Genomic DNA, 14,822 nt, shown 5'->3' on the forward strand with positions numbered 1-14,822 from the left:
GCAGCGGAGATGTCCTTCATCGAAGTCGGCCTGCCAAGTGGTCGATGCTTCGACACACGCCGCCCACTGCGGCTGCCGTCTAGCGCCTACGCATGTTCTGCCGCCACAGGTCGTCGTACCTGCGCATCCACGCGGCGATTTCGTCAGCGTTGCAGTCGGGAACGCACTCCCGCGGCCACCCCGACCCGCAGTAGGCACCGCGCAGGAACGCCTTGACCAAGTCGCGTTCGGGCAGCTCACCATGGTTTATACCCCGGCTGAAGCGGGCGGCAACGGTAGAGCGGCCCGGGATGTGAACGCCGGGATGGCACCGGGCGTCGGAGATGGCGGTCGCCATCGTCTTACCGGCCTTGCGCATCAACTCCTTGAGTGCGGCGATGAACGCCGGGATCGTGTCGATCCCGGTAAGGTCGACGGCGGGTGGCGGCGCGTGTGGGGCGGTCCGGTGGACCGGTACCGGGCGGCTGTATCCCTGTACTCGATGCAGGAGGCGCTCCCAGGAGGGCAAATCGGCAGGCGGCACGTCGCAGCCGAGCAGGAATGCCCGGATCACACGCCAGTCCAACCAGCGCCGATCTGGGCGGAACAGGTCCGCCAGGGTCGAGGATGCAACGGCTTCAGGCTTCTTCTCCCTCCTGCGCCAGACGTGGGCAAAGGACTGGGATTGGTCCAGGCCGGAAAGGGCCTTCGCGGCCCGCCTCGCGACTTCTCTGTAGCTGCGCATCCGTAGGCTTCTCAGGGCCCCGATGTAGTCGCGCACGGTGCGAATGGCGTTGGGGTCCGCGGACAGTGACGCGCAGGTCGCGATGGCGCGTGCGGGGTTGCCGTGGCGCCGGCGCCGGGCGGTGGCATGGGTGGGAGGGCTGGCGGGTGCCGATGGTGTGGGTGGCATCGGCTGCTCTTCCGTCCTGGGCCCGGCGGCCTTCCACAGCCCTTGCCACCAGGCGAGGTTCTCGCCAGGTGGTGCGCACGCGTTGACGATCTTCTCGACGACGGCCCAAGATGGCTGGCGGACATTCGTCTCGGCTTTGTGGATCGTCACGTGGCTGTAATTGATCTTCGCTGCCAGGTCGCGCAGGGACAGGCCGGAGGCGACGCGCAGCGCCCGCAGTTCGGATCTGAGTGCGGGCGCCGCGTCGGCAGACGGCGCCGAGTTGATCTCCGTCTTCGGCATCGTGGGGCGCCCGGTTATCGTCCCGGCAGCGGCAGCGGGCGACTACGGGATCCGCTCGGCGCAGCCATCTGGGATGCCGCTCCGCCGAGCAGAGCCACTGTGGTGGAGGCGAGGCCCAAGTCGGCGCCCAGCAGGCGCAACACCAGCAGCACGGTGGCCATGGCGACGAAGATGCATAGGCGCATCAGAATGATCTCGACGAATTGTCTGCGACGTGCACAGTAGTGGGGGACTTGACTACACCCCTTGCGGCCATTGGAATCTAGCGGGGTGCGACAGCGGGTTGAGCACATGAGGCACCGTCCTTGTCTGGGTTCCCCACGGGTGTGGGAGAACATCGTCCGGGCGGGCAAGCGATCGAATGTCGCAGTCCTCGTGGTGCCTGCCACGAAGGACCACCCGTTCCCTTGCCGAGATCCTTTGTAGTGCCTCGATCGTCGGTCTTGAAGCGGTTCCCCGTTACCAAATGCGCGCCCAGATCACCCATGTCGGCGCAGATGCCGCCGTTGGAGTCCACCGTGGGCGGGTAACAAGGGTCCGTGTTACCCGCGCCGCGGTGTCTCCCGTGACCCAACATGAAAGCATCCGCGATCGAAAACTGCCTCCTACCAGCGGAATCGGCCGCCGTTCCCGTGCGAGCGAGAGCAGCAGCCTCCGCTGTCTCTGGCCGGACTTGGCCGGATTGGTTCCCCACGTGCGGGTCGGACAGGCAATCTGATGTGATGCCGGAGCGGAGGAGCTGAACGCGCCTCACCGGCGGACAAGAGGGACGTTCCGAGGCACCGTCCGACGTCCGGGCAACTCGGGACTGGCCGGTCTTCCCGTGCCTGCGGGAACCGGCCCCCTCCCCTCGCTATCGCGCACCCAACGTCGTCCCCCGTACGTTTACTCGAATCGACGCGTTAGGTCGGCGACGTGGTCATCGACGCGCTGCTGCGCAGCTCCGAGTCGAAGCGGAACCTGCTGGCGGTACTGCTGGCGCACTCCGCCAACCTTCTGCCGGAGCAGGCTCGGCTGCGTGGCGCGGGTGGGGCCCTGTTCCGCGCGGTGGCGGCGGCGCTGGCCAGTGTTGTGCTAGCCCACCTCAACGGCGCCGACCGGCCACCGTCGCCGCGCCATCCTGTCCGGCCGGCGGCCACGCGGATGGGGACGCCCGTCAGCACATGGGCGTGGAGTTTCGATGCACGCTGATGGGATGCGACCGCTCTAGTAGGTCAGGCCGAGCCGGGGCTGGTCCAGCCGCTTCACCACCGACACAGCCTGGTCGGCGAACCGCTCGTAGAACCGCGAGACCAGCCCGAAGCCGTGTAGCGCAGAGGAGGGGCGGGACGACATCCCCACGTGGCAAATAGGAACCAAGTGACTCAGCACGGGGTGGTCCCTTGGGTGGCCGCGACCATCCGATGGGGCCTGGCTGGTGTGGCTGCGGCGGCGTGGATAGCAATGCAGGATGGTTGGATCGACTGGCCTGTAGTTGGGGCATGGCTGGCTCGGAGTGCCGGTTCGCTCGGGTTGGCGGCGCTGGTCGTATTGCTGACAGCTTGGGCTACCTCGCGAACGGCACCCAGTCGGCACGCCGGGACGGCTTACGAACGGGACCGCTTCCGGCTCCACGGCCGTGGTTCAACGACGACGACGCGCACACCGTTGAATTGGTGGATGGTGGCGGCCGCCGTTGTGGTGGTCGTGGTAGTGGCGTGGGTGGCCACTACCGAACTGTGGAACGTGGCCAGCGCGCCGAAAGACCCGGCCGCCGCTGCGAAGGTGGACGCCATCAAGACAGGCTTGAGCACCGCCGCGGGCGCGGGCGGGGTGTTCGCGCTGCTGCTGGCCGTGCGACGGCAGTGGCACCAGGAACTGACCGCCGCCGACGTCACCATAGATGCCACGGCCCGCCGCATCACCGAGCTGTACACCAAGGCCGCTGACCAACTCGGCTCGGACAAGGCACCAGTCCGCCTGGCTGGCCTGTATGCGCTGGAACGCCTCGCGCAGGTTAACCCAAGCCAGCGGACCACCATCGTGCAGGTGATGTGCGCTTACCTGCGGATGCCCTACACGCCACCGGGGACCACGCCCGAGCCTGGGAACACCACCGAACAGCGCCACGAATACCGCGACCTCGTCCAAGAACGCGAAGTCCGCCTGACCGCACAACGCATCCTGGCCGAACATCTCCGCCCCGGCTACGACTTCGACCACCCCGCCACGACGTTCTGGCCCAACACCGCACTCGACCTCACCGGCGCCACCCTCATAGATTTCGACCTGAGCGGCTGCCACCTCACCGTCGGCGTGTTCACCAGGGCGAGGTTCGTCGGGGTCACCAACTTCGGCTATGCGGAGTTCGCCAGTGACGCCATGTTCGGTGGGGCGAGGTTCGTCGGGGAAGGCAGGTTCGGCGGGGCAAAGTTCCGCTGGACCACCGACTTCGCCGAGGCGGAGTTCGCTGGGGATGCCCAGTTCGATAGGGCGGAGTTCGACGTGAACGCCGGATTTAGCAGGGCGGCGTTCTGCGGGGAAGCCGGGTTCAGCGGGGCGCGGTTCACCGGCTACACCGAGTTTGTCGAGGCGGAGTTCACCACGAACGCCGGGTTCAGTTCAGCGGAGTTCGCTGGAGACGCATGGTTCGGCGGGGCGAGGTTCTGTGGGGGCATCCAGTTCGACGGGGCTGAGTTCGCTGAGGACGTCCGATCCACCAAGATGAATTCCCTCAGGGCCACCAGGTTCGAGGGTGCGACGTTCGGTGGAGACGCCTGGTTCAACGGGGCGAAGTTCGCCGGGGCCGCCCGGCTCCTCAGGACAAGGTCCTCCGCGCGCAGTGGTATCAACACAATCGCGCCAGACCAGGACCCGCTGGACGGGCCAGCGCAGGGGTGGGCTCGAGTGGACGTGCCGGGCCTGGTGACACGATCACGGGTCTGGCCGGCCGGCTGGATGGTGCAGCCGTCAGCCGGAAGCCTGCCAGACGACCACGGTGAAGGTCAGTGGGGCCAGCTCGTGTACTCGCAACCAGACGCCAGCACGGGAACCGACGAACCCGTCCCCGCAACAGAAGACGACATCGATCCCCAGGGCACGCCAGCCCCGTCGGAATAGGCCACACTTCTCCGTTACCGGGAGCGGTGGCCCTGCGTGGTCAGGTGGTCAGCTACAAACCCTAGCTACAAGCCGGCGTCGTGCCGGTGCGGGAACCACCTGCTGCACGTCGTGGAGTACACCCACGAAACGATCACGCGCCCGGGCCAGCCGTCGCTACTTGTGCTGCGCTGCAACGAATGTCCTCCCAGCGAGGTCCCTTGGGTTCTTGTGATCGCCAAGACCCGGCTGCCGGATCGGGTCGAACTCGATGACAGCAGGTATCGTGACCTCCGTTCCCGCCTGCGCCAGCTTGCGACCGACGACGATGCCCGGGGGTTCGCCTGGTTGGCCTCGCACGACGAGCAGCCCCCATAGCCCATTGCCTGAACGGCGGCGTCGCGGCGATCGTGTCCTCGCTCTGCGCCGGTGCGGTAGGCACGAAGGATGGTGCCCAGCGAGGTCACGGGCGCGGCCAACGCCGTGCACCGGTACGGCGCCATCCAGGTCGACCTGTGCATCCGGCCCTCCGCGGTGTTGGGTGAACGTCTCCGGAGACCGAGCAGGAAACTGCTTGCGTTGACCGGCGCCGCGTCGGTGGAGTTGGCGCGTAAGAAGGTCACCGCGCTGACGGCGGCCGCCAACGCGGTGCCGCCGCAGCAGCGGAAAGCGGAAGCGGTGAAGAAGCCGCCGAATCGGCGGGCAAGGCTGTGTTGAACCTCATCGTGTTCATGGCGGGTCTTCGCGAACCGGCAGCTCTCCGGTAGCGGTGGTTTTGCGTGCCTGGACCCGTTGGCGATACGCGGCTTGCCGGCACGCGTCCGAGCAGTACCGGCGAGGCCGCCCGAATTCCTTGATCGTGGACCTGGTGGTCACCGGGCCCTGTGGCGTCAGAGGGCACGGACACACTGCGCAGGTGACAAGCGACGTGATGACTGCACGCCACGCCCCGTGCCGATCGCAGTGCCCGGTAGTCCAGTGCGGTTCCGGCCTTCCCAGCAGCTGAGCCCTAACCGCGTCCGGGACCAGGACATGACCCGGGCCGTCGAGATAGTCGCGCACCACCTGCGCCCGCGTGGGATGTCGCAGCGAGGACATCGCTCGCGATTCGATCTGGCGGACTTCATCACGTGTTAGGTCAAGGCTGGCCGCAACGTCGGCGCGCGATCGGGCGAGGCCATCGCGCAGGCCGTAGAGCAGGGCGATGACCTCGGCGTCTCGTGGACGAAGGGTGTGCAGCACGGAGTTCATCTGCTGCAGGAGTAGCAGGGCGGCGACGTGGCGGGTCTCGTCGCGCGGTGTCGCACGCCGACGCGTCATGACCGCACCTCCTCGTCCTTGTCATCAGTATCACTGGCGAGGGGGATCGCGTGGCTGCGACGGGGGACGCGGTCGGCCAGTCTGCGAAACACCTTGGTGGCCTCAGTGAGCACCGCCGGGACGTCTTCGGGGTTTGCCTGGCACAGGGCGACGATCACCACCAGGCCGAAGACGACGATGAGTATCAGCAGCGGCGACAGATAGACGAGCAGGGTCAACACGGGAGCCTCCGGGCACGACAAAGACGCCGACGCGAGAGGCGGCGGCGAGCGGGTGGGGAAACAAAAAAGGCCCCGGCCAAAGTAGGCGGGGGCCTGAGGGCACAACTGTGCCGAGCAACGCCACTGTATCACGTTGAAAGGCCGCTGTTGTCCACGCGAGGCAGCTTCGACGGATTTTCGGATTTCAGCAGCTCAGGGCCTTGCGACCCCATGTGTGCCAAGGGCGCATATGGGTGCATATGGGTGCGTGGACTTTCGTAACGGTTCCCACGTGAGGTGCTGCCGGAATACGTGAAAACCGGTAATGGAGTCCCGTTCGTGCTGGTCAGCGGTTGATGCTCGCCCTTCGCGGGCCGGCCTGCGACGGCTGGCTTGGGTGCGCTCCTCCGTGATGTCCGGCGGCTTGCCGGAGACGCAACGGTGATCAACTGCCGACGTCGTCGATGTGCCGGCGGTAGAAGTCCAACACCAGGTCGGTCACCGCGGTCGGAATCGGGATCGTGGCGCCGGCGTGGTGACCGCGAGCACCTGGTCGTTGGTGACCGCCACGCGCAGCTCGACACAGTCAGGCCGGCCGAACGACCAGGCCCGGCGCCGATCGGCGGTCAGCGGCACGCCGGCGAGCATGAGTGCGTCGTACAGCCGCAGCGCCGGCGGCTCTGGCGCCGGCTGGGCCCACCGGCCATGCATCGCGCTGGCCTCGTCCACCAGCAGCACCGCATCGGCACCTTCTCCAGGGAGCACCAGCCTGGCGTGGACTCTGCAACGGAGTCTCAGCAGCTCAGCGGCTATGTTTGACGGAGACTAGTGATCGCAACAGGTGTTTGTGCAAGGCGGTCGACATGCTGTCAACCGGCCGGACGAGCGTCGACAACTATTCAGATGTCTGGTGGCAGCGATGAGATCGAGGTGCAGATGAACCGGGCCGCGAACGGCATGATCGATCCGGCCGTCGGCCAGGAACTGATCAAGACGGATACTCAATCAGACCAGGCACGTGTAGCCGCATAGCCGCCTTCTACTTTTTAGCGATCCGACGGCGTAACCGCTTTTGCACTATCGGCACCACGATCATTGCCCCAAGGAGAAAAACACCGTATAGAGCGGCTATCTTTGCGAGTGGATCGACGGACGACCGCATCACGACGAACATCACGCCGAACACGATAGCGCCGCATGCGGCAAGTCGAACTCCTGGGTCTAAGGGAGACGGCCCCGCGGCGTTGCTCTGCGCGGCCTGGACTGTCACATCGCGGGGACGATTAGTGAGGGTCAATGCTGAGATGGGTGGCCCATCGACCAGCAGCGAGAAGGTCAGCTCGTGACGCCGCGCAAGTAGAGCGGGTCCCACGTGAAGGGTAGACCCCTCGGCCTGCCAGGGCGGAGCAGGGATGTGATCTGCGTCGGACTCGAACTTCAGCACGTCGACGATTGGCGCACCGATGTCGAGCATGATGGGCCCGTTGAAGGCGTCCTGCCCGACGTCGGCCCTACCTCGGGTGGCGAGAAGGACCTGCACCAAGTGAGGGTCGCGTAGGACAGTGTGGTTGCGGCGGATCTCCAGTGTGACCGGCATACTGGAGTTGCTGCGGACGAGTTGAATCGCGTCGAAGCGCCAGAAGTAGATCGTGGTGGGACGGGCGGGGATCGCGCGCCACGCCACGTAAAGGACAGCCAAGGCAATCACCGCAGATACGGCGCCCCACAGCCAGGTGGTGTCGTACCAAGGGGTCGGGTCGTCCGTGAGGAGCACACGCGAATATCGTTGCTATCGGCTTGGTGTTACAGCAGGCGACAGGTCTGGCCGACCTCATCGCCAGTTTCCCGATGGAGTCCATGCACGGGGCCGGTGAGTTGGTCACGCCGCTGACAGGTTCGAACTGGCCGACGACGGCCGCGCGATGCTCGACGACCTCGCCAACGACGCGTCGCCCTGTCGATCTTCAGCAGCTCCACCGAGTCGGTCGACGGCTCCGCGTCCCCGATCGGGATCGACGAACAAGCGGTCGGCACTGGTGAGGGTGAAGTGCCGGTACAGCTCGTCCCGCCCAATCTCGAGGAACTCCGGAAGGCGCTCCAACCCCTCGTCGCCCGCGGCCGGTCACCGCAGGTCCATCACGGAAAGCGTGCCGAAACCAGTTTTCACGCGTCGCCGACACAAGGAGCCACAGAGCTACACCCCGAGAGAACTGTCGCAGGCGACGCCACACGGGCGTCGCCTGCGACATCACGACAGGTTGGTGACGCTAGGAGAAGATGGTGACGATCAGCCGCTCCCACACTACTGCTGGGCGGAAACCTGTACGAGGTGGAGCACTGCGGCCGGGATGTGGATCCATCGCCGGCCCGGGGGACGGCGAGGATCGTAATGTCCCGTGGATGCTGTGCAACGGCAACACGGACTACCACAGCGCCGTGCCTTGGAGGGAGCGCTGGCTCACCAACTGGCAAGCTAGCCGGACGGCTTCCGGTAGCCGTGAGTTGGTGAGTGTTCAGCTCTGATCGAGGATCCGGCTGCGGACCAGCGGCCGGTTGCCGCCCGATCGGGTGGACCTGCTGTCATACATCGGCGAAGGTATTGCGACCAGCAGGTGCCGATGGAGAAGGCGTTCAAGGGCCCCAAGCTCATCCTGGACCGCATGGGCACCTTCGACGTGCACGCGGTCGCCGAGGCCGACCCGGAGGAGTTCGCCGCCCTGGTGTCCACCCCGCCGGCGATCCACCGGTTCCCGGGGTCGATGGCCAAGAGGTTGCAGACGCTGGCGCAGTTCCTGGTGGAGCACTACGACGGCAAGGTCGAGAAGATCTGGAAGCAGGGCAAGCCTTCCGGCGCCGAGGTGCTCAAGCGTCTCACGGCCCTGCCCGGTTTCGGTGACCAGAAGGCCCGCATCTTCCTGGCGTTGCTGGGCAAGCAGATGGGTGTGAAGCCGGAGGGCTGGCGCGAGGCTGCCGGCGCGTACGGCGAGGAGGGCTCGCGCCGCAGCGTGGCCGATGTGGTGGACGCGAAGTCGCTGGGCGAGGTGCGGGCGTTCAAGAAGGCCGCGAAGGCCGCGGCCAAGGCCTGAGACCGCGCCGTCGCCGGGCTCACCCGGCTTCCGGATCCCCCTCTGTCCGGATAGGGCTGGACCGGTCCGTGTCAGCGCCTTAGCCTGTCCACCATGGGCTTCGACGATCTGACGGGGCCCGCACAGGGGGGTAAGTCATGTTACGGCAGTATCTTGCGGCGGCGGCCGCCATCCTCATGGTCGGCACTGTGCCGACTCCCGCCGCGAGCGGCGCGGCGCAGTCGCCGAACGCACCCGGTCCGATCTTCGCCTGGCCGACCTCGCCCAGCGCGAACGGGCGGTACCTGCTCGACCAGTTCGGCCGGCCGTACCTGATCTCGGGCGACTCGCCGCAGGGCCTGTTCGTCACGATGTCGCAGGACCAGGCCGAGGACTTCTTCGCCGACCGCCGCGCCAACGGCTTCAACGCGCTGTGGATCAACTCGCTGGTGCCGCCGGACCAGGGCGGCCACCCGAACGACGCCACCTACGACGGCATCACCCCGTTCACCACGGCCGGCGACATGTCCACGCCCAACCCGGCCTACTGGGACCGGGTGGAGCGCATGGTCGCCGCGGCCAGGAACGAGGGGCTGACCATCTGGCTCATGCCGGTGGAGACCTGTGGGCATCTGCAACTGCTCCAGGACAACGGGGTCGACAAGGCACACGCGTTCGGCCGGTTCCTGGGCGACCGATTCGCCAAGTACCCCAACATCGTCTGGTTCAACGGCTGCGACCTCCAGACGTGGCAGGACCCGACCGTCCGCGCGCTGACGCAGGCGGTGGCGAGCGGTCTCAAGGAGACGGATCCGCGGCATCTCCAGACCGTGGAGCTGAACTACCTCACCAGCGGCTCGCTGGACGATCCGACCTGGCGGCAGTACATCCGGCTCGACGCGGCGTACACGTACTACCCGACCTACGCGCAGGTCCTCAAGGAGTACAACCGCGCCAACCCGCTGCCGGTGTACATGACCGAGGCCAACTACGAGGACGAGCACGACTACAGCGGCCCGAAGACGTTGCGGCGCCAGGAGTACTGGACGATGACCAGCGGCGCCACCGGCCAGCTCTACGGCAGCGGCTGGACCTGGCAGTTCAAGCCGGGCTGGCAGGACCACGTCGACACCCAGGGCGTCCGCGAGTTCAAGCTGATGACCGACCTGTTCAAGTCGAGCCCCTGGTACGACCTGGTGCCCGACCAGGACCACACGTTCCTCACCGCCGGCTACGGCGTCGCGAGCGCGGTCGGCAATGTCAACGACAACGACTACGCCACCGCGGCGCGCACCGCGGACGGCCGGTTCGCGTTCGTGTACCTGCCGACCTCGCGGACGATCACCGTGGACATGTCGAAGATGCGGCCGGGCGCGGTCGCGTTCTGGTACGACCCGACCGACGGCCGGTCACGGCTGGCCGACCCGCCGCAGGGCTGCGGCACGGTGACGCTCACGCCGCCCGGCGCCAACCACGGCGGGGACGACGACTGGGTGCTGCGGATCGTCTCGGCCGGCTGACCGAGACCCCGATGGCGCCCGGCAGCCGGGCGCCATCGGCGGTCCGAGCGGTTACCTGGTCAACGCGACGTGCAGGATGAGGTTGTTCAGCCGGCCCGGGGTGTTGTTCTTGTCCCCGTTGGTGGTGGTCAGCCACAGGCCGCCGTCCGGCGCCGGCGCGACGGTGCGCAGCCGCCCGTAGGTGCCGCTGAAGAACGCCTGCTGCGACGGCAGCGAGCTGCCCGAGATGGGCATGCGCAGCATCTGCTGGCCGGTGAGTTCGGACATGAACAGGACGTCGCCGACGATGGCCAGGCCGCTCGGCGAATTGGCGCCGGTCGGCGCGAAGGTGCGTTTGGGCGGGATGAAGTTGGGGTTGTTGCAGGACCCGTCGTGGTCGTGGGTGCCCTCGCAGATCGGCCAGCCGTAGTTGCCGCCCTTGACGATGAGGTTGACCTCGTCCTGGGTGGAGTCGCCGAGCTCGCTCTCCCAGAGCCGGCCCTGCGAGTCCCAGGCGATGCCCTGCACGTTGCGGTGGCCGTAGCTCCAGACGTACTTGCCGGGGAACGGATTGTCCGACGGGACGCTGCCGTCCGGGTTGAGCCGCAGGAGTTTTCCGTTGAGGGAGTTGAGGTCCTGCGCGTTGGCGCCGTTCTGGGCGTCGCCGGTGGTGACGTAGAGCTTGCCGTCGGGGCCGAAGGCCAGCCGGCCGCCGTTGTGGTAGAGGTTGCGGGCGATGCCGGTCAGCAGCACCTGCTCGGCGCCGAGCGTCCCGTTGACGTACTGGAAGCGCACGACCCGGTTGTCGGTGGGGGAGGTGTGCATGACGTAGAGCCAGTGGTCGGTGGTGAAGGTGGGGGCGACGGCGATGCCGAGCAGGCCACCCTCGCCGCCGGTGCCGGTGGCGTTGGGCACCTTGGCGACGACCGTCTTCTGCCCGCCGGCCGTGACGTGCACGATCTGGAAGGTGTCGCGCTCGGAGATCAGCGCGGTGCCGTCGGGCAGGAAGGTGAGGCCCCACGGGATGTCGGAGTCGGTGGTGATCTGGGTGACCTGCCCGGGATTGGTGCCGCCGCCACCGGTTCCGGCGGTTGTTGTCGCGGTCGCGGCGTTGCTGGGTGCGGAGACGTTCGCGGCCGCGTCACGCGCCTTGACGGTGAACGTGTAGTTGGTCGACGGGGCGAGGCCGTCGATGGTGCCCGAGGTGGTGGTGAAGGAGCCGGCCTTGCTCGATCCGTTGTAGACGTCGTAGCCCACGACGCCCACGTTGTCGGTGGAGGCGTTCCACGCCAGCGAGACGGTGTTGGCCGTCGCGCCGGTCACGTGCAGGTTCCCCGGCGCGGTCGGCGGCGTCGTGTCGCTCGACGGCATCGTCTTGACGGGCACCTCGGCCGACGGCGGTGACACGTTGCCGTTGACGTCCTTGGCGAAGACGGTGAAGAAGTACTGGGTGTTAGGTGTCAGCCCGGTCGCGGTGTAGGTCGAGGCGCTCGGCGGCACGGTGGCGATCTGCGAGCCGTGTTGGTAGACGTCGTACTCCTTGATCGCGCCGCCGGTGCCGGGCGTGGACGGGTTCCAGGCCAGCGCGACGCTCGTGTCGGTCGCCGCGGTGCTGTGCAGGTTCGCCGGCGCGGTGGGGGACGCCGCGGAGGTCAGCGACCCGTAGACCTGGAACTCGAACAGCGAGTAGCCCCACTGCGTCGCGCGCTGCGTGCCGAGCATCCGCACGTAGCGTCCGGACGCGGCCAGCGCCGTCAGCGTCTCGGTGCCGCCCTTGCCGGCCATGGTGGTGTAGACGCTGTTCCACGTCAGATTGTCCGAGGACACCTGGATCTGGTACGCCGTGGCGTAGGCCGCCTCCCACACCAGCTTCACCTGGTCGACCTGCGCGATGGCGCCGAGGTCGACGCTGATCCACTGCGGGTCGCTGAAGGACGACGACCAGCGGGTGCCCGCGTTCCCGTCGACCGCGTTGGAGGCCGGGAAGGTGCTGTTCTCCACGGACGAGGCCGCCGCCGGTTTGCCTTGGGACAAAAGGGAATCGGCGTGCGGTGTCGCGGACGCGGCGGCCGGGGCGAGCCCGACGGCCAGCGCAGCGGCGACCGTCACGGCCAGTCGAAGCCTGCTCAACTGGGGCACTGTTCCTCCTATCGCTGGTGGGGCGTGGCGGCGGGATCGGGGGTGGGAGAGCGCTTTCCGCAACGGTTCGAGTGGCGATCTTGTTGCTGCGTGGGAGTGTTGCGAACGACGGCGACGCCGTGCCACGAGAGGACCGAGCGGGTCGTGGGGCGGTTGGGAGCGCTTCCATGCCGAGGTGGGGAGCGTAGCTTCACGGGCTGTTGCTTGTAAACAAGCCATTCCTGGCGTCGATCAAGTGTGGCGTGGACCCGGGCCGGCGATCATGACGAGTGCTCGGCGGCACGGGCCGGGACGTGCTGCGTCCGGCGGCGCGGCGACGCGCCCGATCGGACGTGACAACCTTGTCGGTCCTGGGCTTTCCGGGTGACGCGGCCACCGCGCTGGTGACGACTTGGGCCAAGTCATGTATTAAGTGTTTGCCCTGGTGAAAGTCCCGACGTGGGCGTTGCTCCAGCACGCGGCCGCCGAGGGTCGGGCTGGGCTTCGCCCCCGTCGGCGTGCGCGGGACGGTGGCTCCGCGCTGGTTCCGGAAGGGGGTGTCGCGATCGTCGCCACCAATATGAGGATTCCTCTCTTGGCGGAACTGGTAACGTGAGTGCTCCATGCCTGCGCAAGGTGTGGACATCGGACCTCTTCTTGGGCGGATTCCTTGCCTCTGCGGCATTTCCGTCCGGTCGTGAGTCATCGTTTATATGTCAAGGGCAGGGCGGCGCGACCATGCGCGGGCTGGTGTCCAGGGAGTACAGTGCTGATGCGTCCGAACGGCGGGCTTGTGGTCCAGACCACACTGTGAACATGCGGAAAGCGCTTTCAATCGGCGCCGTGCTCCTCGGCGCCCTCCTGTCAGTGAACGCTGTCTCGACCGCCGCGCCGAACGCCGTCCCGACGACGGCCGGCATCGGGCAGCAGGCCCGCCCGCTCGCACCGGGCGACTGGCCCACGTACCACAAGGACAACGGCCGATCCGGCAACGCCACCGACCTCTCGCCGGTGTCGACGCTGTCCACGGCGTGGCACGCCACGCTGGACGGCGCCGTGTACGGCCAGCCACTCGTCATCGGCACGCAGGTGCTGGCCGCGACCGAGCACGACACCGTGTACTCGCTGGACGCGGCGACCGGCGCGGTGAAGTGGAAGACCAACCTCGGCGCACCCCAGCCGAAGTCGGGTCTGCCGTGCGGCGACATCGACCCGCTCGGCATCACCAGCACAATGGCCTACGACCAGGCCACCGGCCGGGTGTTCGCGCTGGCCGAGACCAACGGCGGCCACCACACCCTGGTCGGCATCAACGGCACCACCGGCGCGGTGGAGGTCCGGGTGGCCGCGGAGCCGCCGAAGGGCAGCCCGCTGGCCCACCAGCAGCGGTCCGCGCTCACCGTGCAGGCCGGCCGGGTCTACATCGCCTACGGCGGCCTGCTGGGCGACTGCTCGAACTACATCGGATCGGTGGTGTCCACCACCACCGACGGCAAGAACCCGCTCAGCTTCGCCATTCCGACCACACGGGAGGGCGGCATCTGGGCGCCGGGCGGCGCCGTGCTCGGCGGTGACCGGCTGTACTACTCGGTGGGCAACAGCGCGGCCGGCGGCGGCGCCTACGACGGCGGCGACTCGGTCACGGCGCTGTCCACCGCCACCCTGGGCCGGCTGGACTTCTTCGCCCCGTCGCAGTGGGCCAGTGACAACAACAGCGACCTGGACCTCGGCTCGGCCAGCCCGGCGATGGTCGGGTCGTTCGTCGTGATCACCGGCAAGCGCCCGACGACGTACGTGCTGCGCGCCAACCATCTCGGCGGCATCGGCGGGCAGGTCAAGACGGCGAATACGTGCAGCTCCTTCGGCGGCACGTCGGTGGTCGGCAACACGGTGTACCTGGCCTGCCACAGCGGCAGTGCGCAGGCCGTCACCATCGCCGCGGACGGCACTCCCACCGTGACGTGGACGGCCAAGCAGGCAGTGTTCGGATCGCCGACGGTCGGCGGCGGCGCGGTGTGGATCGTGTCCGGCAGCGGCGTCCTGTTCGCGTTGGACCAGACGACGGGGGCGGTGCGCTCGCAGATCTCGGTCGGCAGCGTGCCGCACTTCGTGTCGCCAACGCTGTCCGGTCAGCGGGCCTACGTCGGCACGATGAACGGCGTCGTCGCCGTCGGCGGCGCCTGAACGCGGTTGAGCCGTGCGGTTCCCGGCCTCGCGAGCCGGGAACCGCACGGCGTCAGTGTGCTTGCGGACGCGGAGTAGGGTGGGCGGCGCAGTGCCTAGGGTTCCGTCGCCGTTCGTCGGCGGGTCTGGTCCGAGCGGCACCATCAGCCACGAAGGGGCGTGGCTGTTCAGCTGACGGGACAAA

General features: G+C 67.6%; 15 protein-coding genes. 7 read left to right on the forward strand and 8 right to left on the reverse strand.

Annotated features, from left to right (window positions below):
- Window positions 1-79 precede the first annotated feature (79 nt).
- Window positions 80-1,174, reverse strand: coding sequence for a helix-turn-helix domain-containing protein (locus tag BCF44_RS46910; RefSeq protein ID WP_116181048.1), 1,095 nt, complete (start codon window positions 1,172-1,174; stop codon window positions 80-82).
- A 14-nt stretch (window positions 1,175-1,188) separates the two neighbouring features.
- Window positions 1,189-1,335, reverse strand: a complete 147-nt coding sequence (locus BCF44_RS56175) for a hypothetical protein (RefSeq protein ID WP_170218136.1) — start codon at window positions 1,333-1,335, stop codon at window positions 1,189-1,191.
- A gap of 754 nt (window positions 1,336-2,089) precedes the next feature.
- On the opposite strand from BCF44_RS56175, the gene BCF44_RS46915 reads away from it, so the two are divergent.
- Window positions 2,090-2,365, forward strand: a complete 276-nt coding sequence (locus BCF44_RS46915) for a hypothetical protein (protein ID WP_116181049.1) — start codon at window positions 2,090-2,092, stop codon at window positions 2,363-2,365.
- Between the two features lie 15 nt (window positions 2,366-2,380).
- Here the strand turns inward: BCF44_RS46915 and BCF44_RS58835 are convergent, their stop codons facing one another.
- A complete protein-coding gene (locus BCF44_RS58835) occupies window positions 2,381-2,515 on the reverse strand; it encodes a hypothetical protein (RefSeq protein ID WP_281283242.1) in 135 nt (44 codons plus the stop codon).
- A 318-nt stretch (window positions 2,516-2,833) separates the two neighbouring features.
- Here BCF44_RS58835 and BCF44_RS46920 point away from each other — a divergent pair, with 318 nt between their 5' ends.
- Window positions 2,834-4,273, forward strand: coding sequence for a pentapeptide repeat-containing protein (locus BCF44_RS46920; RefSeq protein WP_170218137.1), 1,440 nt, complete (start codon window positions 2,834-2,836; stop codon window positions 4,271-4,273).
- 426 nt (window positions 4,274-4,699) lie between these two features.
- Window positions 4,700-4,969 carry a hypothetical protein gene (locus BCF44_RS46925; RefSeq protein ID WP_116181051.1) on the forward strand — a complete coding sequence of 90 codons (270 nt, stop codon included), beginning with the start codon at window positions 4,700-4,702 and terminating at the stop codon, window positions 4,967-4,969.
- A gap of 12 nt (window positions 4,970-4,981) precedes the next feature.
- Here the strand turns inward: BCF44_RS46925 and BCF44_RS46930 are convergent, their stop codons facing one another.
- The 3 genes from BCF44_RS46930 to BCF44_RS46940 all read right to left on the reverse strand — a co-directional run bounded on the left by BCF44_RS46930 (window position 4,982) and on the right by BCF44_RS46940 (window position 6,510).
- Complete coding sequence (locus BCF44_RS46930) at window positions 4,982-5,572, reverse strand: sigma factor-like helix-turn-helix DNA-binding protein (protein WP_116181052.1); 591 nt, start codon at window positions 5,570-5,572, stop codon at window positions 4,982-4,984.
- Window positions 5,569-5,793, reverse strand: a complete 225-nt coding sequence (locus BCF44_RS46935; RefSeq protein WP_116181053.1) for a hypothetical protein — start codon at window positions 5,791-5,793, stop codon at window positions 5,569-5,571. The genes BCF44_RS46930 and BCF44_RS46935 overlap by 4 nt, the downstream gene beginning before the upstream one ends.
- Before the next feature lie 477 nt (window positions 5,794-6,270).
- Window positions 6,271-6,510, reverse strand: coding sequence for a hypothetical protein (locus tag BCF44_RS46940; RefSeq protein WP_116181054.1), 240 nt, complete (start codon window positions 6,508-6,510; stop codon window positions 6,271-6,273).
- A 165-nt stretch (window positions 6,511-6,675) separates the two neighbouring features.
- Between BCF44_RS46940 and BCF44_RS58840 the strand changes: the two genes are divergently transcribed.
- Window positions 6,676-6,804, forward strand: coding sequence for a hypothetical protein (locus BCF44_RS58840; protein WP_281283244.1), 129 nt, complete (start codon window positions 6,676-6,678; stop codon window positions 6,802-6,804).
- A gap of 7 nt (window positions 6,805-6,811) precedes the next feature.
- Here the strand turns inward: BCF44_RS58840 and BCF44_RS46945 are convergent, their stop codons facing one another.
- Window positions 6,812-7,546: a hypothetical protein gene (locus tag BCF44_RS46945; RefSeq protein ID WP_116181055.1), complete on the reverse strand. Its 735-nt coding sequence runs from the start codon at window positions 7,544-7,546 to the stop codon at window positions 6,812-6,814.
- Window positions 7,547-8,291: 745 nt separating this feature from the next.
- On the opposite strand from BCF44_RS46945, the gene BCF44_RS46955 reads away from it, so the two are divergent.
- Window positions 8,292-8,858, forward strand: coding sequence for an HhH-GPD-type base excision DNA repair protein (locus tag BCF44_RS46955; protein ID WP_379801288.1), 567 nt, complete (start codon window positions 8,292-8,294; stop codon window positions 8,856-8,858).
- Window positions 8,859-8,995: 137 nt separating this feature from the next.
- Window positions 8,996-10,357 (forward strand): apiosidase-like domain-containing protein, encoded by a 1,362-nt coding sequence (locus BCF44_RS46960; RefSeq protein ID WP_116181058.1) that lies wholly within the window; start codon window positions 8,996-8,998, stop codon window positions 10,355-10,357.
- Window positions 10,358-10,408: 51 nt separating this feature from the next.
- On the opposite strand, the gene BCF44_RS46965 is transcribed toward BCF44_RS46960, so the two are convergent.
- Entirely contained in the window at window positions 10,409-12,466 is a 2,058-nt protein-coding gene (locus tag BCF44_RS46965) for a PQQ-dependent sugar dehydrogenase (protein WP_246016222.1), read from the reverse strand.
- 855 nt (window positions 12,467-13,321) lie between these two features.
- Here BCF44_RS46965 and BCF44_RS46970 point away from each other — a divergent pair.
- Entirely contained in the window at window positions 13,322-14,638 is a 1,317-nt protein-coding gene (locus BCF44_RS46970; RefSeq protein WP_211353563.1) for an outer membrane protein assembly factor BamB family protein, read from the forward strand.
- Window positions 14,639-14,822: the final 184 nt, after the last annotated feature.

Origin of the sequence: Kutzneria buriramensis (genome assembly GCF_003387475.1) — a bacterium.
GTDB lineage: Bacteria > Actinomycetota > Actinomycetes > Mycobacteriales > Pseudonocardiaceae > Kutzneria > Kutzneria buriramensis.

Coding starts and splice junctions, on each gene's coding strand:
- BCF44_RS46920 (WP_170218137.1), top strand. CDS start 2,834: ATGGTGGCGGCCGCCGTTGTGGTGGTCGTGGTAGTGGCGTGGGTGGCC.
- BCF44_RS46925 (WP_116181051.1), top strand. CDS start 4,700: ATGGTGCCCAGCGAGGTCACGGGCGCGGCCAACGCCGTGCACCGGTAC.
- BCF44_RS46910 (WP_116181048.1), bottom strand. CDS start 1,174: ATGCCGAAGACGGAGATCAACTCGGCGCCGTCTGCCGACGCGGCGCCC.
- BCF44_RS46930 (WP_116181052.1), bottom strand. CDS start 5,572: ATGACGCGTCGGCGTGCGACACCGCGCGACGAGACCCGCCACGTCGCC.
- BCF44_RS56175 (WP_170218136.1), bottom strand. CDS start 1,335: ATGGCCACCGTGCTGCTGGTGTTGCGCCTGCTGGGCGCCGACTTGGGC.
- BCF44_RS58840 (WP_281283244.1), top strand. CDS start 6,676: ATGTCTGGTGGCAGCGATGAGATCGAGGTGCAGATGAACCGGGCCGCG.
- BCF44_RS46960 (WP_116181058.1), top strand. CDS start 8,996: ATGTTACGGCAGTATCTTGCGGCGGCGGCCGCCATCCTCATGGTCGGC.